We start from the raw sequence: 21,280 nt of genomic DNA, 5'->3' as shown, positions 1-21,280 counted from the left end.
TGATCTCGCACCTCGATAACTGTACGTAAGATCAGTATAGTTCGTGGTAACTGACTGCTAATCATGGGTAATCAGGTTTTCGTTTATAGCCCCGCCATTTCTTAATCCATATCAACTCTTTGGCAGAGCGGGTCTGCCATACCTTGACCTTCTCCTGTTGGTAAGGTTTACATTCCTCATATTCGTCACAGGAAAGATGCACCATGTTGTCATCGAGATTGCCCACAGAACTCATCGCCCGGCTATTGCTGGCGTTGTTGCTCGTCTGCAATCTCACCCTCTGCATCGGCTGGCATGGTGCGGCCACCTCCCTTACAAGCCACTCACCCGACACCACCCTGACCCCGATGGCACAGCCCCATCCCCTGTCTCATGGGTTGCACGGGAGCGAGTCGGTACAGCACGCCGCCATGAACCATGACCAGGTCGGCACAGCTCCCCTCTCCTGCCATTCGGGCACAGTGAATGCGGAGTCCCTGTCGGGGGATGAGTGTCAGATGCAGAGCGGCTTCTCCGGTGCCGCCAATGCGCCTCCCCTGTTCGGCCTGCTGCTGTCATTGCTGCTGCTTCCGCTGTTGTTGCTGCCCCCTTCGTGGCATGTCGGTCCCCTGCTGGACAACTGGCTGCGGGATCCCTTCCTGCGCCTGCGTGGTACCCATCCGCCCTCCTGGCCCAGACGGCATCTGATGCTGTCTGTGCTGCGCCATTAGAAACCACTTCTCCCGATAGCCCGTGCGATGGTACTGCCATCGCCATGCCGTGCACCGGCCGCTCCGTCGGCGGTGCCCCGATTGTCGGCCAATCCTGTCCACCGCGAGCCGAGCGCCACGTGCCTGTTGCACCGCATCCGCTCACGGCCGGACGGCCCGATACGAGAGAAGAAGTACCATGTCATCACCCAAGACGTTCGCACCCTCGTGCGCCCGGCCCTCCCGCCCGCTGTGTGCCGGAGGCCTGTCATGAACAAGACCCTGTTAATGGCCGCGTTGCTGCTCGCCCTCGGCGCCGGTGGCGGCTACTGGGCCGCCAGCCACCTGCCTGGCGATGGCGCCAGCGCCGAGAAGACGCCTCTCTACTGGGTCAACCCCATGGATCCCCGCGACAAGCGCGACGGCCCCGCCAAGGACAACATGGGGATGGACTTCATTCCCGTCTATGAGGAGCAGAAGAGCGGCTCGCCGGGCACCGTCACCATCAGCCCCGAGATCCAGCAGAACCTGGGGGTGCGCCTCGCCAAGGTGGAACGATTGCCCATCCACCAGCAGATCGAGACGGTGGGCTACGTCGGCTATGACGAAGACCGGCTGGAGGCGGTCAACGCCCGCATGGCGGGCTGGATCCGCACCCTCGCCATCAAGAGCGAGGGGCAGCAGGTCAGCAAGGGAAGCCTGATTTACGAGCTCTACGCCCCGGATCTGGTCAACGCCCAGCACGAGTACCTGCTCGCCCTCAACACCGCCAACCCGCTGCTGCTGCGCGCCGCCGAGGGCAAGCTCAAGTCCCTGCAGGTACCGGCGGATCAGATAGCGGCCCTCAAGCGCAGTCGCCAGGTGCAGGAGACGGTGCGCATCTATGCCCCGAGCAGCGGTTATGTCTCCGAGCTGAAAGTGCGCGAAGGCCAGTACGTGGAGCCCGCCGCGGCGCTCTTCAACATCAGCACCCTCAAGCAGGTGTGGGTCAGTGTCGAGGTGTTCGAGCGTCAGGCGGCGCAGCTGAAGGTGGGCGATCCGGTCACCATGACCCTGGATTACGCCCCCGGCCGCAACTGGCAGGGCCAGGTCGATTACCTCTACCCGACCCTGGATGCCGCCACCCGCACCCTCAAGGTACGGCTGCGCTTTGCCAACCCGGACGAGTTCCTGAAACCCAACATGTTCGCCAAAGTAAACATTCGTACTGGTCAGGGAGAGCCCCGGCTGGTGGTGCCAAGCGAGGCGGTGATCCGCACCGGCAGCCAGGACAGGCTGGTGCTGGCGCTGGGAGATGGCAGCTTCAAGTCGGTGGCCGTTACCCTGGGCCCCCAGTTTGGCGACAAGGTGGCCATCCAGGAGGGGGTTGAAGCGGGGGACAGTATCGTCAGCTCGGCCCAGTTCCTGCTCGATTCCGAATCGGCCATCACTTCGGACTTCCAGCGCATGACGGCGGTGCGCCCCGCCCAGGTGTGGACTCAGGGCGAGGTTGAAAGCATCGATCTCGCCAACCGCACCCTGATGGTCTCCCACCAGCCCATCCCCGAGTGGCAGTGGCCCGCCATGGAGATGGAGTTCACCGTGGCGGACGGGGTCGACATGAGCAAGCTGACCGAGGGTCAGACCCTGCATCTGCAAGTGATGCAGGAGGGAGATGAGTACCGCATCACCACCATCCATCAGGAGAGTGCTCCGGCCAGCGCTGATGCGCCGGCAAAGGATGAGATGGAAGGGATGGATCATAGCCAGATGGAGAAGAAGTCATGATCCCCTCCATCATTCGCGGCTTTGCCAACAACCGCTCTTCACTCTCTGCGCCCAATGAGAAAGGAGTCCAATCATGATTCCTGCCATCATTCGCTGGTCCGTGGGCAACCGCTTTCTGGTGCTGCTGCTGACCGTCATGCTTACCGCCTGGGGGCTCTGGTCGGTCAAGCAGACCCCGGTGGACGCCCTGCCGGATCTCTCCGACGTGCAGGTGATCATCAAGACGGCCTACCCGGGCCAGGCGCCCCAGGTGGTGGAGGATCAGGTGACCTACCCGCTCACCACCGCCATGCTGGCGGTGCCGGGGGCCACCACGGTGCGTGGCTACTCCTTCTTCGGCGACTCCTTCGTCTATGTGCTGTTTGACGACGACACCGACCTCTACTGGGCCCGTGCCCGGGTGCTGGAGTATTTGAGCCAGGTTGCGCCCAACCTGCCCGCCTCCGCCCGCCCCCAGCTCGGCCCCGATGCTACCGGGGTGGGCTGGGTCTACCAGTACGCGCTGGTGGACAGAACCGGCAAGCACGACTTGAGCGAGCTCACGTCGCTGCAGAACTGGTTGCTCAAGTTCGAGCTGCAGACGGTGGACGGCGTCTCCGAGGTCGCCACCGTGGGCGGCATGGTGCGCCAATATCAGGTGCGGGTCGACCCGGACAAGCTGCGTGCCTACGGCATCCCGCTCTCCCTCATCGAGACCGCCATCCAGCAGGGCAACCAGGAGACCGGTGCCTCCGTCATCGAGATGGCGGAAGCGGAGTACATGGTGCGCTCGAACGGGTACCTCAAGAGCGTGGAGGATCTGAAGCAGATCCCGCTCGGTACCAATGTACGCGGCGCCCCGCTGCTGCTGGGTGACGTGGCGGATGTGGTCACCGGCCCCCAGAGTCGACGCGGCGTCGCCGAGCTTAACGGCGAGGGGGAAGTGGTCGGTGGCATCATCGTCATGCGTTTCGGCGAGAACGCCCAGCACACCATAGACGGGGTCAAGAAACGGCTCGCAGAGCTCAAGAACAGCCTGCCGGAAGGGGTGGAGATCGTCACCGTGTATGACCGCTCGGATCTTATCCAGCGCGCCATCGACAACCTCTCCGGCAAGCTAGTGGAGGAGTTCGCCGTGGTGGTGCTGGTCTGCCTCGCCTTCCTGTTTCACCTGCGCTCATCCCTGGTGGTAGTCATCTCCTTGCCCATCGCCATCCTGACCGCCTTCATCGTGATGCACCTGCAGGGGATCAACGCCAACATCATGTCGCTGGGGGGCATCGCCATCGCCATCGGCGCCATGGTGGACGGTGCCATCGTGATGATCGAGAACGTCCACAAACACATGGAGCGGGAGGCGCTCACCGACAAGAACCGCTGGCGCATCATCACCGAGGCGAGCATAGAGGTGGGGCCCGCCATCTTCTTCTCCCTGCTGATCATCACCATCAGCTTCCTGCCGGTGTTCGCGCTGGAGGCACAGGAGGGGCGGATGTTCCACCCCCTCGCCTACACCAAGACCTACGCCATGGCCGCCGCGGCCGGGCTCGCCATCACGCTGGTGCCGGTGATCATGGGCTACTTCATCCGTGGCAAGGTGCTGGCGGAGCAGGCCAACCCCCTCAACCGCTGGCTGAGCCAGGGCTATGTGCCGCTGCTCAAAGCCGTGCTGGCTCGTCCGAAAACCACTCTGGCCATCGCCGCCGTGGTGACGGTGGCGGGTTTCTGGCCGCTCAAGTACCTGGGTTCCGAGTTCATTCCGCCGCTCGATGAGGGGGACATCATGTATATGCCCACCACCGCGGCCAATATCTCGGTGGGCAAGGTGCGGGAGATTTTGCAGCAGACCGACAAGCTCATTCGCACCGTGCCCGAGGTGCAGAACGTGTTCGGCAAGGCGGGGCGCGCCGAATCGGCCACCGACCCCGCCGATCTGGTGATGATGGAGACCAGCATCCAGCTCAAGCCACGCGACCAATGGCGCCCCGGCATGACCCCGGAGAAGCTCAAGGAGGAGCTTGACTCACTCATCCGCTTCCCCGGTCTCACCAACGCCTGGGTGCCCCCCATCAAGACCCGCATCGACATGCTGGCCACCGGCATCAAGACCCCGGTCGGCATCAAGATAGCGGGGCCCGATCTCAAGGTGATCCAGCAGCTCGGCCAGCAGCTGGAACAGATCGTCGGCAAGGTGGAGGGCGCCTCATCGGTCTACGCCGAGCGGGTGGCCGGTGGCCGCTACGTGAAGGTGGACATCGACCGGCTGAAAGCGGCCCGTTACGGCCTCAATATCGCCGACGTGCAGGCGGTGCTCGCCACCGCGGTGGGCGGCATGGAAGTGGGCCAGACCATCGAGGGGCGCGAGCGTTACCCCATCAACCTGCGCTATCCCCAGAGCTATCGCGATTCGGTGGCGAGCCTCGAGCTGCTGCCGGTGGTCACTCCGAGTGGCGCTCGTATCGCCCTGGCGGACGTGGCGCGGGTCTATATCAGCGACGAAGCCCCCATGCTGCGCAGTGAAAACGCGCGCCTCAACGGCTGGGTCTACGTCGACATTCGTGGCCGCGACATCGGCTCTTTTGTGGCAGAGGCCAAGGCCGAGGTGGACAAGCAGCTGGTGCTGCCAGCGGGCTACGCCCTCACCTGGTCTGGCCAATACGAGTACATGGAGCGGGCCAAGGCCCGCCTCGCCTACGTAGTGCCATTAACCGTCGCCATTATCGTGCTGCTGCTCTATCTGGCGTTTCGCCGCTTCCAGGAGGTGTTGCTCATTCTCACCACCTTGCCGCTGGCGGTGGTGGGGGGGATCTGGACCCTCTGGCTGCTGGACTTCAACCTCTCGGTGGCGGTCGGGGTGGGCTTTATCGCCCTGGCGGGGGTGGCGGTGGAGACCGGCGTCCTGATGCTGGTCTACCTCAACCACGCCTGGGATGACCTCGTGGCCAGCGGCAAGCCGGACCAGGCGGGCCTGCACCGGGCGGTGATCCACGGCGCCGCCCTGCGCCTGCGCCCCAAGATGATGACGGTGGTGACCATTATCGCTGGCCTGTTGCCCATCATGTGGAGCCAAGGCACCGGCTCCGAGGTGATGCAGCGCATCGCCGCCCCCATGATTGGCGGCATGGTGAGCGCCTTAGGTCTGACCCTCTTGGTGCTGCCCGCCGCCTATTACCTGTGGCGCAGCAGCAACCTGCCTGCTTATCAACAATCCGAATGACCCGATTTCCCAACCCTTTTCGACTGAACGATTGAAGGAAAACACCATGAACTACAAGACGCTGACCCTGACATTGCTGCTGGGCCTTGCCACCCACACCAGCCTGCAAGCCGAGGAGATGATGAACCATGCCGGCCACGACATGGGCCAGATGAGCCAGATGGAAGGCATGAACGAGATGGGCGAGATGGCGATGACCCAGGGGGTCATAAGCCGCATCAACGCGGCCAACGGCAAGGTCGGCATCAAGCACGAGGCGATCGACAACCTCAAGATGCCAGCGATGACCATGGTCTTTCGGGTGGCCGATCCGGCTCTGCTCCAGGATCTGAAAGTGGGGGATGCGGTGCGCTTTCACGCCGAGAACCCAGCCGGCAAGCTCACCGTGACAGCCATCCAGAAACAGTAAACAGACTGATTTCAATAAAAGACGGCGGGATCATCCCGCCGTCTTTATTTAGGCGCTGTCCCAGTTATGTGTTGAAAGGCTAACCTTGAAGTAGGTCATCACCCTGAGGGCCTCCATCATGGATACCCAAGCCTTTCAACATCTACTCTCTCTTCCCACTGCTCACCTTGCGCCAGCGTCGTCTCGCGCAACATGAACTCGCCGCCCCTCACCCCATCACCTCGTTAGCCACCCAACTCCCCCCTTGCCAATGTTGCCCTCACTGCCAGGCCGAGGCCGCGCAGTTGGCTCCCTGGGGCTGGAGTCGAGGACTGCGTCGCTATCGCTGCAAGCAGTGTCTGCGCACCAGTTCCGTTCTCACCAAGACGCCGCTGGCCCGACTTCGCAAGGCACAGTGCTGGGAAGACTATGCCCAGGCCCTCATCGACGGGCTGACCGTCCGACAGGCTGCCGTCCGCTGCGGAGTCTGTAAAAACACCGCCTTTTTGTGGCGTCACCGCTCCCTGAAAGCCATGGCGAGCCACCAGGCGGTACGGGAAGAGGGTATCGTCGAGGTCGATGAGACCTTCTTCCTGGAGTCGTTTAAAGGGCAACGTGGTTTGCCCCGCCCGGCCCGCCATCGTGGGGGCAAAGGCCGTACCCGAGGCACAGGGTCGGATTACATCCCGGTGATGGTGGTTCAGGACCGGGCTGGCCACCATGCGGATTTTCAGTTGGAGAAAATGAATGCCGAGACGGTGATAGCGGTTTTGGCACCCCTTGTCTCGCCAGATGCGGTGTTGTGTAGCGATGGCGCCGGGGTGTATGCCAGTTTCAGCAAAGCGCAGGGAGTGACCCATCAGGTCGTGCGTAATCGTCAAGGCGAGCGCGTGGTTGGCGCCTACCACATCCAGCATGTGAACGGGTACCACAGGCGGTTGAAAGAGTGGATGGAGCGGTTCCATGGGTGGGTAGCGACCCACTATCTGAGGAATTATCTGGGTTGGCGAAGGATGCTGGAGCGCTATGGACGGGAAGTGACTATCCCACATTGCTTGCAGGAGGCGCTGGGGCGCCCCATGCAACACGTAATTGGGACATAGCCTTTATTTATGACATCACAACATGTGGCTATTTCAGCCACGAATATGCGCGATAAAGGCGTCGATCTGTTCGCGGCCGCAGGCGGGGTTCATGAAGACCGCCTTCTCGCCGGCGATGTAGGAATACTTGCCTCGCTCGTCGTATTCCGAGTGTGCCACCGCCTCCACCCAGTTGGTGTAGAGCCCTACCTTGCCACGTCCCTTGAACAGGCTGCGGTGGTAGTCGGTGTTGCGCTGCAGGCGCGCCTTGTAGGCGGGATCGCTGGAGCGGGCCAGCTCGAAGGCGAACTCGGCCTCGGGGTCCTGTACCCACTCTGAGTTGTAGATCTTGAAGCCGACACTGGGCCCCTGGTTCTCCTGGGCCACCAGCTTGACGTTGCCGAGCTGGCTTAACCGGAAGCGGAAGTAGTTGGCGTTTTGCAGGCAGTGGGCAAGCACGGTGCGATACCCCTCCACCCCCAGGTAGTTGAGGGCCGCATAGGCACCGAACAGGTCGCTCGCCCCGCGGGAGCACTCGATGGTGGATTGCAGGTGGGTCTGACCCTGGATGTCCCGCTCGAAGTAGGAGAAGTGCTCCGGATCGTTCTCCATCGCCTTGAGATCGTCCTGCTCTTTTATCATCACCAAGCTGGAGGTGTAGGGCACATAGCCCCACTTCTGGAAGTCCACGGTGAAGGAGTCGGCGTATCTGAGCTCGGCGAAGCGGCTCACGTTGCGCTCGATCCCCGCCAGGGTGGCGGCGTTGATGGCGAGCGGGTTGGCGGCAAAGTCGTAGTCCAGGAAGAAGATCATCGACCAGCCGATGGCGGCGTCGACGTGGATGTGGGGCCTGACCGCCACCTCGAACCGCTCGCAGAGGCGATCCCGCAGCTCGACCACGGGTTTGACCCTATCCACCCCGAAGGTGTCGGTGGTGCCCATGGTGAGCATGATGGTGGGCACCACGTGATGAAGGGCGAAGCAGGCGGTCAGGGTACGCTCGAGGTGGTCGAGATCGATGTCGTTGTTCTCGCCCACCTGGATGCGGATGGTCTTGTTCTCGATGTCCACCCCGAGCAGGGAGAGGTTGGTGATGTTGGAGTAGTGGCCGCCCTGGGAGTTGATGATGCGTTGACATCCTCCCCGCCCTAAAGGACGGGGATTCCTACTGCGGTTAGGCGATTACGCCTAATTCGCTTCGGTGGGTTCCTGCTGCTGGCGGCCTTATTGCACCACTCACTTCACAGGCTAACTGGGCGTGTCCCGCCCTTAACACATTGATCGCGCCGACCAGATCGGCGTTTTCTTTAAAACCACACTCCACACATTCGAACGTAGCTTGTGTTTGACGATTATCAGCCGAGATATGCCCGCAACATGGGCACGTTCGGCTGGTGTTCTTCGGCGGCACCGCGATCAAATGCCCGCCATTCCAAGCCAGCTTGTAGTCGAGCTGACGCCGAAACTCGCCCCAGCCTTGATCTAAAATAGCCTTATTCAGGCCCGACTTGGCTCGCACGTTGCGCCCAGGCGTGTCAGTTGTGCCCGCCGCTGACTTGGACATATTTCGCACCTGCAAATCTTCAACACAGACCAGCGCGTGGTTTTTGCTGATGGCGGTCGAGATCTTATGCAAGTAGTCGCGGCGGGCACTGCCGATATGAGTCTGGATGCGCTGAATACGGGCTTTCGCTTTCTTCCAATTGCGGCTGAATCTGACTTTGCGGCTCATCGCCTGCTGCGCTTTGCGCAAGGCTTTTTCGTGAGCCTTGAAACTATTGAGTGGGTCTTTGTGGCTGCCATCTGACAGGGTGACAAAGCGTTTAATCCCCATATCGAGGCCAACAGCTGTGCCTTGATGAACGGGCACATCAACCTCTCGCTCGGTCTGGATAGCGGCATACCACTTACCGCTTGATTGGCTCACGGTAATGTTCTTGATCACCCCGAGCGCATCCCGACTGTTGCGGTAGCGTAGCCAACCCAACTTAGGCAGGAACAGACGGCTATTGGCCTGATCGAGCTTGAAACCTTGCGGATAGCGGAAGCTGTCGGATAAACCCTTCTTTTTGAAGCGAGGGAAATCGGCGCGTTTGGCGAAGAAGTTAGTGTAGGCTCGCTCCAGATCTTTTAGCGTTTGCTGCAAGGGTTGGGATGGCGTTTCGGCAAGCCAAGCGGTTGAGTCTTCCGACTTCCATTGGGTGAGCTGTTTACACAGCTCCGCATAGCCAAGCTTTTTCTCGCCCTGTTCAAAGCGCTCCTGCTGCAACGCCAGCGCCTTGTTGAACACGAAACGGCATGAACCAGCGAAGCGGCGCATTCGCAGCTGTTGCTGGCCGTCTGGCCGAAGTTCATATTTGAAGGCTTGAAGTCGTTGCATGGCTATAATATACTTTGGTCTATGAGCAAAATCAATGACATTAGAACTGGCAGATACTGCGTTTTCTCTATGCATGTTCATTTGGTCTTTGTGACGAAATATCGCAGAAGAGTATTCGACAACGCCGCCATCGACCGCCTTAGAGAGCTGTTCTCCAAGATCTGCGCTGACTTTGAAGCAGAGCTACAAGAGATGGATGGAGAGGTTGATCATGTTCACCTGCTGGTGAATTACCCGCCAAAAGTGGCAGTATCGGCGCTGGTGAACAGCCTAAAAGGGGCATCCAGTCGGGTGCTGCGAAAAGAGCGGCCAGACATCGCCGCCAAGTTCTACTACAAGGGCATGTTGTGGTCGCCATCTTACTTTGCATCGAGTTGTGGCGGCGCTCCGATAGAGATCATCCGGCAGTACATCGAGCAACAGCAAACACCTCATTAACCATGGAACGGCTACGCCATTCACACCTTATATTCCCGCCATGAATGACGGGGCTTTACGGTGCTTTTGGGTAATCCTGATAGTGGCCTAGCCCCTTGTGCTTGGCCTGTGGCAGGCTCTTGCGGATGCCGAGCAGGTAGCCATAGAGGTTACAAAACGTCCCCCCCTGGGTGAAGATGCCGGTGGCGCGGGCCGGGTCGTAACCCGCCAGCAGCGCTATCTGGCGCACCACCTTCTTCTCCAGCTCCTCGGCCACCCCGGCATACTCGGAGTAGACCAGGTTGGGGTTGGCGAGGATCCCCATCTGGGCGCCGTAGATGGCGGGATCCGCCGACATGGTGATGACGTTCTCGACGCTGGAGGGGTTCTCCCAGTCCTTTGACAAGGCGCCGGCAAACAGCAGCTCGGCCATGGGCTCGCCCGGGGTGCGCATGGTGGCTGGCACCGGCATGGTCTCGCAGAGATCCGCCAGACGGGCGCGGCCATCGGGCCAGGCGTTGAGGCGCGCAGCCGGGGCCAGTCCACGGGCGCGAAACTCGTTGAGGGTGGCAAAACCGGGCTCGCGAAAGACCGGCCAGAGATCGGGGTTGCGCGAGAAGAAGTGGGCTTTGACGGTGGCAAAACGGCGAGCGAATTCGGGGGAGACGGCGTTGACGCCCTCATCTTTCAGATAGACCAAGTGATTCATTTTTATACCATTGATACTGCTGAGGTGCGGTTTTTATACTCCAGTGACACCTCTATCAACAGAGACAATAACTAATGGTCTGCCCTACTTTTTGTCATGTTGGCGCCCTGAGGGGCGCCGCGCCCCCTCTTCCCTCTTTTCCCCTGTTCATCTTGTGATCCTGGTCATGGGCAAGGTCAGCGCAGGGCGGTCAGCAGCCATGCCGAAAACCCTTCCAGCTCGGGGTTGGCCGAAAACGTCGCCCGCCACTGACGCAGCAACTCGTCGATGGCCTCGGGACGATAGGCCACCCCGGGCAGGCGTGCGGCCAGGTCATCCAGGGGCGCAGGGTCCAGGGTGTCGCTGAAAATCTGTGCCCGTCCTATCACCCCCTTCTCCACGTCGAAATGAAGCTCGACCCCGCCCCAGGGGAAGCGCTCCTCCAGCAGGTGGCTGAAGGCGGGAGCATGGCCGAAGTTCCACTCCCAGCTGCGTTGGCGGGCAAAGGTCTCGGCAAAGCCGGGCAGGTCGGGCATCCGCTCGGGGGAGATGTGCTCGGGCGGCACCACCTCACCGTAATGGGCAAAGAAGGCGTCGCACAGGGCCTGCACCACCTGCTCATGACCCAGGCCAAGCAACAGCTCGCCAAGGTTCGCCACCCGGCTTCTCACCGAGCTGATACCCTTGGCCGCCAGCTTCTTGGGGTCGGGATTGAGGTAGTGGGCGAGGCGGCCGAGATCGGCGTCCAGCAGCAGGGTACCGTGGTGAAAGCCGCGATCATGGGTCTCCCGGTAGGCCGAACCCGACACCTTGCGATCCCCGTCCGGGGTCGCCACCAGCAGGTCGTTGCGCCCGGAGGCAAAAGCACTCACGCCGAGTCTGGCGAGGGCATCAATGACGATGGCGGTGGAGACGCTCTTGTCATAGCCGGGCTTGCCCGCCATGAAGGTGAAACAGCTGTTGCCAAGGTCGTGGAACACGGCGCCGCCCCCGCTGCTGCGCCGGGCCAGGGTCACCCCGTCCTCTTCCATGCGGCGGGTGTTGCACTCCTTCCAAGGGTTCTGGGCCCGGCCTATCACCACCGTATTGTCGTTGCGCCACAGGAACAGCACCCGCTGGGCCGGGTCCATCTGGCGAAAGATGCACTCCTCCACCGCGAGGTTGAACAGGGGATCGTGGGAGTCGGAGAGCAGCAGGCGCAAGGAAGACATGACAGGACCTTCTCGGAAAACAGGAAACGGATGACTACCATACCACCCTGAACGAAGGAAGGCGTCCCCCGACCGCCACAGGTCGACACCCGACACGGACAAGAGCATCAACTTCTGATACGACAGGAGAAGATAAGAGGGAATTGCAGAAAACACGCAGTTTGTCATTAACAGGCGAGAAGAGAGGCGGCAGCCATCCCTCCTGGAATGACACCTAATGCCCTTGTCACCGGCCGGTGACGGGTTGACAAGGTTTCAAAATGAGCCGTGACGCCCATTGACGTGATGAATGACACAAAAATGACTTTTAATGCCTCCCGCGCCCCATCTTATTGGGGCTTGCTCCCCTTGCGAATAACAGGAAATTGTTTGACTCTAGCCAGAAGAGCACCTCCCGAGAGAACAGCGGTATGACGGAGTCCGATGCATCTCGCCAGCCTGTACGCTGGCTTCTGCCCTTCTGGGTGATGATTGCCACCCTGACCACGGCTCACCTCAGGGCGGATGAGCGCGTCATCCTGCAACTTCCCTGGCAGCACCAGTTCCAGTTTGCCGGTTACTACGCCGCCATCGCCAAGGGGTTCTACCGGGAGGCCGGCCTGCAGGTCACCCTGCGGGAGGCGGGGCCGGGCACCGACGTCATCAATGAAGTCACCACGGGTCGCGCCCAGTTCGGCATCCGCGGCAGCGATCTGCTGCTGGCCCGGGCAGCAGGCCGCCCTGTGGTGGTGCTCGCCGCCATGTTGCAGCACTCCCCCCTGATGCTCATCACCCTGGAGCGGCCGGATATCCAGACCCCGGGCGATCTGGCCAACAAGCGGCTGATGCTCGAACCCGGCTCCAACGAGCTGCTCACCTACCTGCATCGCTACACCCGCAGCCGGCAGTGGGAGACCCTGCCCTACGAACGGGGGGTCCAGGCACTGCTGAGGGGCCAGGCGGACGTCATCAGCGCCTACAGCACAACCGAGCCCTTCACCCTGCAGCAACAGGGCATTCCCTTCCGGGTGTTCAGCCCCCGCGACATCGGTTACGACTTTTACGGAGACAACCTCTTCACCTCGGAGAGTGAGGTCATCAACCAGCAGGAGCGGGTCCAGCGCTTCTTGCAGGCCAGCCTCAAGGGGTGGCGCTATGCCATGGATCATCCCGAGGAGATGATCAACCTGATCCTGGAGCACTACCCCAGCGGGGCCGGGCGCGAGGCGCTCGCCTTCGAGGCCCGTGAAACCCGGGCCCTGATGCAGCCCGACATCATCGAGCCAGGTTACATGCAGCAGGATCGCTGGCAGCAGATCGCCCGCACCTACCAGGAGGCCGGGATGATCAAGGCGGTGCCCAACCTCACCCCCTTTCTCTACAACAGTACCCAGGCGAGCCTTCGTCAGCAGCGCCAACTGCTCGACAGGAGCGTGGCCATCGCCATGCTGATCTCTTTCTCCCTGCTGGCCCTGCTCGGCGTCTTCCTGCACCTCTATCTGCGTCTGCGGGAAGAGGCCAGTGACCGACAGCGGCTCACCCGGGAACTGGCCCAGCGCGAGCAGCACTACCGCTTCGTGGCGGAGAACAGCGGCGACGTGATCTGGACCATGGACACCGACAGCCTGCGTTTTCGTTACATCAGCCCCGCCATCGCGTCCCTGAGCGGCTATGAGCCCGCAGAACTCTTTGCCCTCTCCCTGCGCCAGCTGCTCCCCGATGAGTCCTGGAAACAGCTTCGCGACGGCATCACCGCCTCCCTCGAGGCCTGGCAACGGGGGGATCATGGGCAGACCCGGTGCGTCATCCACTCCCAGCTGCGCCACAAGCAGGGTCATCTGGTGACCATCGAGACGGTCACCACCTTGCACGGCAGCACCAGCACAAGACCGGACGCCATTTTGGGGGTGACCCGGGATGTCACCGAACGTTCGGCCCGGGAGGAGATGATGCGCCGCCTCGCCTTCTATGACCCCCTCACCGGCCTGGCCAACCGCCGCCTGCTGCAACAGCGGCTCAAGGAGACCCTGGAGCAGGCTCCCCAGCAGCCCCTGGCCCTGGTCTTCATCGATCTCGACCACTTCAAACCCATCAATGACACCTTCGGCCACGAAACCGGCGACCTGCTGCTCAAGTTGGTGGCCGAGCGCATGGGGGAGTGCGTCAGAGAAGAAGACCTGGTGGCACGCCTTGGGGGGGACGAATTCGTGATCATGCTGCCCGATACGGATGCCTCGGCCCTCGCGGTCGCCGACAAGCTGCACCACTGCCTGCATCACCCCTTCCAGCTTGAGCAGCAGGCGCTGCGCATCTCCGGCAGCATAGGGGTCGCCCTCTATCCGGATCACGGCACCGACCCCAAGACCCTGATGCACCACGCCGATCAGGCCATGTATCAAGCCAAGCACCATGGCCGGGGCAGGGTCTGCCTGTTTTCCACCGGGCAGGATCCCCTCCCCGGCACCCTGCAATGGCAGCCCGCCCACGCATGCGGCCACCCCCGCATCGATGCGGACCACCGCCAGCTCTACCTGCTGGCCAACCGCTTGCTCGAGCACATGCAGGATCCCGGCATCCATCCCGATGCCTTGCTGGCAGACATGGCGCAGATATTCGAGATGGCGCGCCAGCACTTCCTCCTCGAAGAGCAGGTCCTCGCGCAATATGGCTATGAGGAGCTGGCGGCCCATCGCCAGGAGCACCAGCATCTGCTGAAAAAAGCCGGTCAGCTGATGGCGGCCGCACAGGCGGGCACCCTTGGCAACGACGCCCTGCTCAACTTCATCATCCAGGAGCTGGTCGTGGGTCACATGAGCCAGGCGGATCGCCGTTATTTCCCCCTGATGAAAACCTGCGATGCCCGCGAGGCGGTGTGATGCCAGAAAACAGGGGGCATTGGCCCCCTGTGTTTACCTCTGACTTCGGCGCACAAGCAGGCTGTAGTAGAGCAGCGGGATCACCACCAGGGTGAGCAGGGTGGAAACCAGGATCCCGAAAATCAGGCTGATGGCCAGACCGTTGAAGATGGGATCATCGAGGATGAACAGGGCCCCGATCATCGCCGCCAGCGCCGTCAGCATGATGGGTTTGGCCCGCACCTGGGCCGCCGCAATCACCGCCTGCTCGAACGCCACGCCATTCGCCCGCTGCTGTTCGATAAAGTCCACCAGCAGGATGCTGTTGCGTACGATGATCCCGGCCAGGGCGATCATCCCGATCATCGAGGTGGCGGTGAACTGGGCCCCCAGCAGGGCGTGACCCGGCATCACCCCGATGAGGGTGAGTGGAATGGGGGCCATGATGATGAGCGGCACCAGATAGGATCGGAACTGGGCAACCACCAGCAGGTAGATGAGGATCATCCCCACCCCGTAGGCTAGCCCCATGTCGCGGAAGGTCTCGTAGGTAATCTTCCACTCCCCGTCCCACAACAGCGCCACCTCTCCCAGTTTGTCGGGCTGCTGCACGTAATACTGGGGCAGCGAGATGTCGGCACCGGCGGCAAACATGCCGTAGAGCGGGCTGTCGGCATGGCCGCCCATGTCGGCCACCACCATCACCATGGGCTGCATGTTCTTGTGCATGATATAGCTGGGAGCCACCTCATCGCGGCGACTCACCAGCTCGGAGACCCGCACCAGCTGGCCGCTCTGGCTGCGCACCTTGAGGGCCAGTACGCCCGCCAGATCCCGCTTGTCGCCGGGAGCGAGCTCGATGCGGATCGGCACCGGATACTTGGCGCCGTGCCCCTGCAGCCAGCTGGCATCCTGATAGCCCACCCCGCCATTGAGGGTGCTCACCAGGTCCCCGAGATCGACTCCGAGCAGGGCGGCCTTGCTGCGATCCACCACCAGCCGCCACTTGGGTTGCGGGTCGGTCAGATAGATATCCACGTCCACCAGATCGGTCGTTGCCACGAAACGGGCCTGTACCGCGCGCGCCGCGGCTTCACGGGCGGCCTGAGTCGGGCCATAGACCTCGGCGACTATGGGTGACCAGACCGGCGGGCCGGGTGGCACTTCCACGACTTTCAGGTTGCCCCCCACCGTGCTGGCGATGGCCTGCAGCGGTGCCCGTACCGACTGGGCAATCTGGTGACTGCTGCGATCCCGCTCATGCTTGTCCACCAGATTGACCTGAATATCCCCCACGTTGGCGCCGCTGCGGATAAAGTAGTGGCGCACCAGCCCGTTGAAGTTGATGGGGGCCGCACTGCCGGCGTAGATCTGGTAGTCCTTCACTTCCTCCACCTTGGCAAGCTCCCGCCCGACCGCCAGCAGGGTGCGCTCAGTCTGCTCCAGGGTCGCCCCCTCCGGCATATCGAGCACCAGCTGGAACTCCGATTTGTTGTCAAAGGGGAGCATCTTGAGCACCACCCACTGCACCACTGGCATGGCGGCGGCTGCCCCGACCAGCAGCAGGATAACCAGCCAGAGCTTGTGCCTCGCTCTCTTGGCCCCATCACCGATCAGAAAAGGGGTCATCAGCCGGTGAAAAAGACCGACCTTGGCCTCGCCGTGGACACCGTGTACCTCCCCCTTGAGCAAATGGCTCGCCAGCCAGGGTGAGAAGATAAAGGCCACCAGCAGGGAGATAAGCATCCCCATGCTGGCATTGATGGGGATGGGGCTCATGTAGGGGCCCATCAGGCCGCTGACAAAGGCCATCGGCAGCAGTGCCGCGATGACGGTCAGGGTCGCCAGTATGGTCGGCCCCCCCACCTCGTCCACCGCCCCCGGAATAAGATCCTTGAGCGCCCCCTTGCCCAGACCGCGATGGCGGTGGATGTTCTCCACCACCACGATGGCGTCATCCACCAGAATGCCGATGGAGAAGATCAGCGCAAACAGCGACACCCGGTTGAGGGTAAAGCCCCAGGCCCAGCTGGCAAACAGGGTCAGCGCCAGGGTGATGACGATGGCAACGCCCACCACCAGTGCCTCGCGCCAGCCCATGCTCACCAGCACCAGCAACACCACCGCCGTGGTGGCAAAGATCAGCTTGCCGATCAGGGTGTTGGATTTGGTCTCGGCGGTGACGCCGTAGTCACGGGTCACCGTCACCTCGACCCCGGCAGGGATCAGCCGATTCTGCAAACTCTCGACCCGCGCCTCTACCCTCTTGGCCACCTCGACCGCGTTCTGGCCCGGCTGCTTGCCGATAGCCAGGGTCACTGCCGGATAGCTGCGATCCCCCAGCCCCATCCAGCTGCGCTTGGTCGGGGTCTCCTGACCTAGGGAGACCTTGGCAACCTCCCCCAGATAGACCGGCTTGCCGTCGTGCAGCCCCACCACCAGTTCTCTAGCCTCCTGCTCGCTTTGCAGGAACTGCCCCACCTGCACCTTGATCTCACTGTTGTCTTGCTCGATGGCCTGTGTTGTGCCCACCTGATTGGCGGCCGCCAGTCGCTGACTCAGCTCGCCCCAGCTGATGCCGTGGGCGCTGAGGGCCGCCGGATCCGGCATCACCCGCAGCACGGCGCTCTGGCTGCCCAGCGTGTAGATATCGCGGGTGCCGGGAATCCGCTTGAGTTCGGTCTCCAGCTCATGGGCGACCCGAGTCAGCTCGGGGGCACCCAGCTGCTTGCTCCCATCTTTGCTCCATAAGGTCAAACTGACGATGGGGACATCGTCGATCCCCCGGGGTTTTACCAGTGGCTGACCGACCCCGATCCCCTGTGGCAACCAGTCGCGGTGGGAGTCGAGCTGGTTGTTGAGATCGACGATGGCCTGCTCGCGGCTCACCCCCACCTTGAACACCACCACCAGCAGGGCCCCATCGGGTTGGGAGAAGGAGTAGAGGGTATCGATCCCCTTTATCTGGGAGACCACCTGCTCGGCAGGGGTGGTGACGAGAGAGGCCACTTCAGCCGGGGTGGCCCCCGGGAAGGGGATATAGACATCGGCGAAGGTGACATCGATCTGCGGCTCCTCCTCCTTGGGGGTCACCAGCACCGCAAACAGGCCGAGTAGCAACCCCACCAGCGCCAGCAGCGGGGTGATGGCCGAGCCCTGAAACAGCGCCGCCAGCCGACCGGCAGGCCCCAGCCTCTCCCTGTTGCCGCTCAGCTCGCTACTCATGGGCCACCTCCTGCTGCTGCGCCCAGGCATCGGGGGCCAGCTTGTCGCCGGCTTGCAGACCGGCCAGGATCTCGCACTGTCCCTCGACGCAATCGCCGACCCGCACCGGCGTCAGGACCCAGCCAGCGGGCTGCTGCAGATAGACGCCGTTGAACTCCCCTTGCCGCAGCAGGGCGCGGTCCGGCACCTGCAACACCAGACGCTCACCCCGCTTGAGCTGCACCTTGAGCCACATGCCGGGCAATACCCCGGCGGTGTGCGGCGGCAAGTCGAGGCGCAACCGGAAGGCGTGGGTCTGGCTGTCGGCATAGTTGAAGCGGGTCAGTTTGGCGGGGGTTAGAGTCTTGCCATCGGGCAGCAGCACCTGCACATCCGCAGGCTCACGAGCAAGCGTCAGGGCGGATTGTGGCAACTCCACCTCCACCCGCAAGGTATCGAGGGAGAAGCCGGAGAGCAGCGGGGTACCCGGGGCGACTGTCTCCCCCAGCTCTACCAGCCGCTTGGTCACCACCCCAGCGTAGGGGGCGAGGATGCGGGTATAGCCGTAGGCTTCCCGGGCCTGGATGAGGGCGGCCTCGGCGGCATTGACCTCGGCGCGGGCGGCCCGATCCGTTGCCTGGGCGTTGTCGAGCTGGGCCCGGGTGATCACCCCCTTGGCGATGAGGGCCTGATAACGGGTGAGCTGGCGCTCGGCCTCCACCTGCTGGGCCTGGGCCCTGGCCACCCGCGCCTCGGCGCCGGTCAGGGCGGCAGATTGCTCCTTGCCGCTTATCTCGAGCAGGGGCTGCCCGGCCTGTACCTCGTCGTTCACATCCACCAGCATGCGGGAGACGCGGCCACTGGTCTGGGCCGCGACCGTCCCCTGATGAATGGCGCTCACGGTACCGCTCAGGGTGAGCCAGTCGATGACGCGCTGCGGGGTCAGCGTCAGCAACCCCTTGGCCTCCTCGGCCGCCACCAGGGTGGATGTCATGACCAGCAGGGTGGTCACCAGCAACCGGATTGTGTTCATCATGATTCTCCTTCCCTGGCATCATCAGTCACTTCACGGGATCAGGCGGTACGGGGCTGGCGAGCCTTGTTCCATGCGTGAACCAGCACCCGGTCGACCAGCAAGATCCCGGCCACCATGGCCGCTATAAACAACATTATCATGGGCTGCCCGCTGGAAATGAGACTCAAGGCTGGCCCCGGGCAGATGCCCACCAGCCCCCAGCCGATGCCAAACAGCGCGGCCCCGCCGATCAGGCGGCGATCCAGCCTGGGGGTGGGGACGGCGACGATGGGCTCTCCCAGCAGACTCTGGCGGCGGGGTTTCACCAGCAGAAAATAACCCGGCATAAAGACCAGCAGGGCGCCTCCCATCACGAAGGCGAGGCTGGGATCCCAGGCCCCGGCCAGATCGAGAAAACCGGTGACCCGGGCGGGATCCACCATGCCGGAGATGGCCATCCCCAGCCCGAACAGCAGGCCCGCAAACAAACTTGTCAGCAACTTCATGGCGATCAGCTCCTTACAGCAGATGATGAGTGACGAAGACGGTGATGAAGCCTGCCGCCATAAAGATCAGGGTGGCGACAATGGAGCGCAGGGAGAGCCGCCCAATGCCGCAAATACCGTGACCGCTGGTGCAGCCATTGCCAAGACGGGTACCGATACCGACCAGCAGACCGGCCAGCAGCACAACGGGCCAGCCGGGCAGCGTGGTGAATGCAGGCATGCTGGCCCAGCCCAGGGTCAACGCCAGCCAGGCGCCCGCCCCGAGCCCCAGCAGAAACAGTACCCGCCAGGGCGCCCGGTGTTGCAGCGCACCGGCCAGAATGCCGCTGATCCCGGCGACCCGGCCGTTGAACAACATCAGGATCAGGGCCGACAGCCCCGCCAGCATGCCGCCGCCCAAAGAGAGCAGCCATTGGCTTTCCATCATCAAGATTCCTTATTTTCTGAGTGACAAAAATGGGTTTGCAGCGCCGCCAGCACATCGGCGGCCGCCTCGCTCACCAGCGAGTAGTAGATCTGCTGTGAGACCTTGCGCGAACGGATAAGGCCATGGCGCTTCAATACCGACAGTTGCTGGGAGAAGGCCGATTGCCCGAGCTGGCTGTGGGCCAACAGCTCCCCGACCTCCTTCTCCCCCTCCACCAGCTGGCAGAGCACCATCAGGCGCTCAGGATGGGCCAACGCCTTGAGCAGGGAGGCGGCCGCCGTCGCGTGTCTGTGCATCTCGTCGAATGGGCTCATAAGCATAAATTAGCAATTGCTGATATTTAGTCTATTGTATAAATCAACACTAAATTAGCAACCACTAAATAACCAAAAAAAGAGGAGAGACACATGACAGTCGATAACGGAGTCAGAGTGGTCGCAGGCTGCATCTTGCTGCTGTCGCTGCTGCTCACTGCCTGGGTCCACCCGGGCTTCGTCTGGCTGAGCGTCTTTGTCGGGGTCAACCTGATACAGAGTGCGTTCACCGGCTTCTGCCCCGCCGCCATGATCCTGAAGCGCATGGGCATGAAATAGCCCAAACCGGACGATGAAAACGAGGGAGCTATGGCTCCCTCGTGGTAAAAACCCATTTTGTTTCAATATGTTGCTGTCAGAGCCCCAAGGTTTACCCCTGTTGCCACATCGGCTACCATGTCGCCTCTTTATCACTAGCGGAGACCATCGGTGGGCAACTCATCAAGTGACAGATGCACGCCGACCCTCATCGTCGGCACCTCGGTCGCGAGCTAGCCGCAGAGTCCCTCTGCCGCAACTCGCAACCCTGCGAGAAGCGGAAATCCACTCCCCTCTTCTCTTTTTACACTTGACGTCGGGTGACCCTGGCCAACCGCCACGGGCGCCTTGCCTGCATAGTTTCTGCTTCCCACAAGGAGGCTGCTATGCGTTTTATCTCAATCAAACCGGCTGCGGATCGCGCGGTCGCAACAGGTTCCGTTGCTACCCGGGCTCATCCCCTGCTGAGCAAGCTCGGCCTTGGCATGCTGCCGCGCTGGCTGGGCGGCAAACCGCGCCAGCACCACTACCGGCTGCAGATCCGCTGCGAGGATCGCGCCGATCTGGAGCAGGTGCTGGAGATGGTGAGCCACACCCTGCAACCGGCCGGGCTGCACCCCATGCAATCGATGAAACCGGGTCGCAGCGGCGGACGTGAGCTGGTGCTCAACCTCCAGTGCACCCCGCCCCAGCGCCGCTATCTGGTGCAATTTGTCCATCAGGTCGGGGCAGACCATCCGGTACGCTGGGAACTGCGTCCGCGCCGCGGCGGCGATCCCGAGCGCACCTGACGGCGCTCACCTTGCCCACGCAGTAATCCGGGTCATCGGCACTATCGGGGGCTGGCCAGGCAGGCTCCCTTCCCCCCTTGCGTGCCCGGAGCCAGAACCGCGTCCCAGCGTGC

Annotated in this window: 15 protein-coding genes and 3 pseudogenes; 9 read left to right on the top strand and 9 right to left on the bottom strand. The window is 62.4% G+C overall.

What is annotated here, in order from left to right; genetic code table 11:
• Window positions 1–203: 203 nt before the first annotated feature.
• The 5 genes and pseudogenes from OKC30_RS04750 (at window position 204) to OKC30_RS04730 (ending at window position 7,143) form a co-directional block, all read left to right on the top strand.
• The gene (locus OKC30_RS04750; protein ID WP_160837195.1) at window positions 204–710 is read left to right on the top strand and encodes a hypothetical protein; all 507 of its coding nucleotides are present in this window, start codon (window positions 204–206) and stop codon (window positions 708–710) included.
• A gap of 249 nt (window positions 711–959) precedes the next feature.
• Window positions 960–2,456, top strand: a complete 1,497-nt coding sequence (locus tag OKC30_RS04745) for an efflux RND transporter periplasmic adaptor subunit (protein WP_160837197.1) — start codon at window positions 960–962, stop codon at window positions 2,454–2,456.
• 73 nt (window positions 2,457–2,529) lie between these two features.
• Window positions 2,530–5,652, top strand: coding sequence for an efflux RND transporter permease subunit (locus OKC30_RS04740; RefSeq protein ID WP_042649822.1), 3,123 nt, complete (start codon window positions 2,530–2,532; stop codon window positions 5,650–5,652).
• 46 nt (window positions 5,653–5,698) lie between these two features.
• Window positions 5,699–6,061: a copper-binding protein gene (locus OKC30_RS04735; RefSeq protein WP_041205372.1), complete on the top strand. Its 363-nt coding sequence runs from the start codon at window positions 5,699–5,701 to the stop codon at window positions 6,059–6,061.
• A gap of 118 nt (window positions 6,062–6,179) precedes the next feature.
• Window positions 6,180–7,143, top strand: a pseudogene (locus tag OKC30_RS04730) (IS1595-like element ISAeme10 family transposase).
• A gap of 33 nt (window positions 7,144–7,176) precedes the next feature.
• Here OKC30_RS04730 and OKC30_RS04725 read toward each other — a convergent pair.
• Together OKC30_RS04725 and OKC30_RS04720 are read right to left on the bottom strand one after the other, a co-directional pair.
• Window positions 7,177–8,256, bottom strand: a pseudogene (locus OKC30_RS04725) (pyridoxal phosphate-dependent decarboxylase family protein); the annotation flags it as partial.
• A 40-nt stretch (window positions 8,257–8,296) separates the two neighbouring features.
• A complete protein-coding gene (locus OKC30_RS04720; protein ID WP_041205370.1) occupies window positions 8,297–9,502 on the bottom strand; it encodes an RNA-guided endonuclease InsQ/TnpB family protein in 1,206 nt (401 codons plus the stop codon).
• A 21-nt stretch (window positions 9,503–9,523) separates the two neighbouring features.
• Between OKC30_RS04720 and tnpA the strand changes: the two genes are divergently transcribed.
• Window positions 9,524–9,940: an IS200/IS605 family transposase gene (gene tnpA / locus OKC30_RS04715; protein ID WP_160837201.1), complete on the top strand. Its 417-nt coding sequence runs from the start codon at window positions 9,524–9,526 to the stop codon at window positions 9,938–9,940.
• Window positions 9,941–10,010: 70 nt separating this feature from the next.
• Here the strand turns inward: tnpA and OKC30_RS04710 are convergent.
• Window positions 10,011–10,628 (bottom strand): annotated as a pseudogene (locus OKC30_RS04710) (aspartate aminotransferase family protein); the annotation flags it as partial.
• A gap of 176 nt (window positions 10,629–10,804) precedes the next feature.
• Window positions 10,805–11,818, bottom strand: a complete 1,014-nt coding sequence (locus OKC30_RS04705) for a lipoate--protein ligase (protein ID WP_160837203.1) — start codon at window positions 11,816–11,818, stop codon at window positions 10,805–10,807.
• 410 nt (window positions 11,819–12,228) lie between these two features.
• On the opposite strand from OKC30_RS04705, the gene OKC30_RS04700 reads away from it, so the two are divergent.
• Window positions 12,229–14,673: a diguanylate cyclase domain-containing protein gene (locus tag OKC30_RS04700; protein WP_160837205.1), complete on the top strand. Its 2,445-nt coding sequence runs from the start codon at window positions 12,229–12,231 to the stop codon at window positions 14,671–14,673.
• Window positions 14,674–14,706: 33 nt separating this feature from the next.
• Here the strand turns inward: OKC30_RS04700 and OKC30_RS04695 are convergent, their stop codons facing one another.
• The 5 genes from OKC30_RS04695 to OKC30_RS04675 are packed head-to-tail and all read right to left on the bottom strand — an operon-like array spanning window position 14,707 to window position 20,118.
• Window positions 14,707–17,877 carry an efflux RND transporter permease subunit gene (locus OKC30_RS04695; protein ID WP_160837207.1) on the bottom strand — a complete coding sequence of 1,057 codons (3,171 nt, stop codon included), beginning with the start codon at window positions 17,875–17,877 and terminating at the stop codon, window positions 14,707–14,709.
• A complete protein-coding gene (locus OKC30_RS04690; RefSeq protein WP_160837221.1) occupies window positions 17,870–18,889 on the bottom strand; it encodes an efflux RND transporter periplasmic adaptor subunit in 1,020 nt (339 codons plus the stop codon). The genes OKC30_RS04695 and OKC30_RS04690 overlap by 8 nt, the downstream gene beginning before the upstream one ends.
• A gap of 41 nt (window positions 18,890–18,930) precedes the next feature.
• A complete protein-coding gene (locus OKC30_RS04685; RefSeq protein WP_043132510.1) occupies window positions 18,931–19,377 on the bottom strand; it encodes a YeeE/YedE family protein in 447 nt (148 codons plus the stop codon).
• 13 nt (window positions 19,378–19,390) lie between these two features.
• Complete coding sequence (locus OKC30_RS04680; RefSeq protein ID WP_043132509.1) at window positions 19,391–19,804, bottom strand: YeeE/YedE family protein; 414 nt, start codon at window positions 19,802–19,804, stop codon at window positions 19,391–19,393.
• Window positions 19,804–20,118, bottom strand: coding sequence for an ArsR/SmtB family transcription factor (locus OKC30_RS04675; protein ID WP_270805217.1), 315 nt, complete (start codon window positions 20,116–20,118; stop codon window positions 19,804–19,806). Before OKC30_RS04675 ends, OKC30_RS04680 begins: the two co-directional genes overlap by 1 nt.
• 93 nt (window positions 20,119–20,211) lie before the next feature.
• Here OKC30_RS04675 and OKC30_RS04670 point away from each other — a divergent pair, with 93 nt between their 5' ends.
• Together OKC30_RS04670 and OKC30_RS04665 are read left to right on the top strand one after the other, a co-directional pair.
• Window positions 20,212–20,397, top strand: a complete 186-nt coding sequence (locus tag OKC30_RS04670; protein ID WP_043132505.1) for a YgaP family membrane protein — start codon at window positions 20,212–20,214, stop codon at window positions 20,395–20,397.
• A 365-nt stretch (window positions 20,398–20,762) separates the two neighbouring features.
• Window positions 20,763–21,167 carry a hypothetical protein gene (locus tag OKC30_RS04665; protein ID WP_043132503.1) on the top strand — a complete coding sequence of 135 codons (405 nt, stop codon included), beginning with the start codon at window positions 20,763–20,765 and terminating at the stop codon, window positions 21,165–21,167.
• Window positions 21,168–21,280: the final 113 nt, after the last annotated feature.

The organism is Aeromonas sp. QDB18, from assembly GCF_027705325.1.
Classification (GTDB): domain Bacteria; phylum Pseudomonadota; class Gammaproteobacteria; order Enterobacterales; family Aeromonadaceae; genus Aeromonas; species Aeromonas caviae.
Note: the sequence above shows the minus strand (reverse complement) of the source record. Positions and strands in the feature narration are given on the sequence as shown.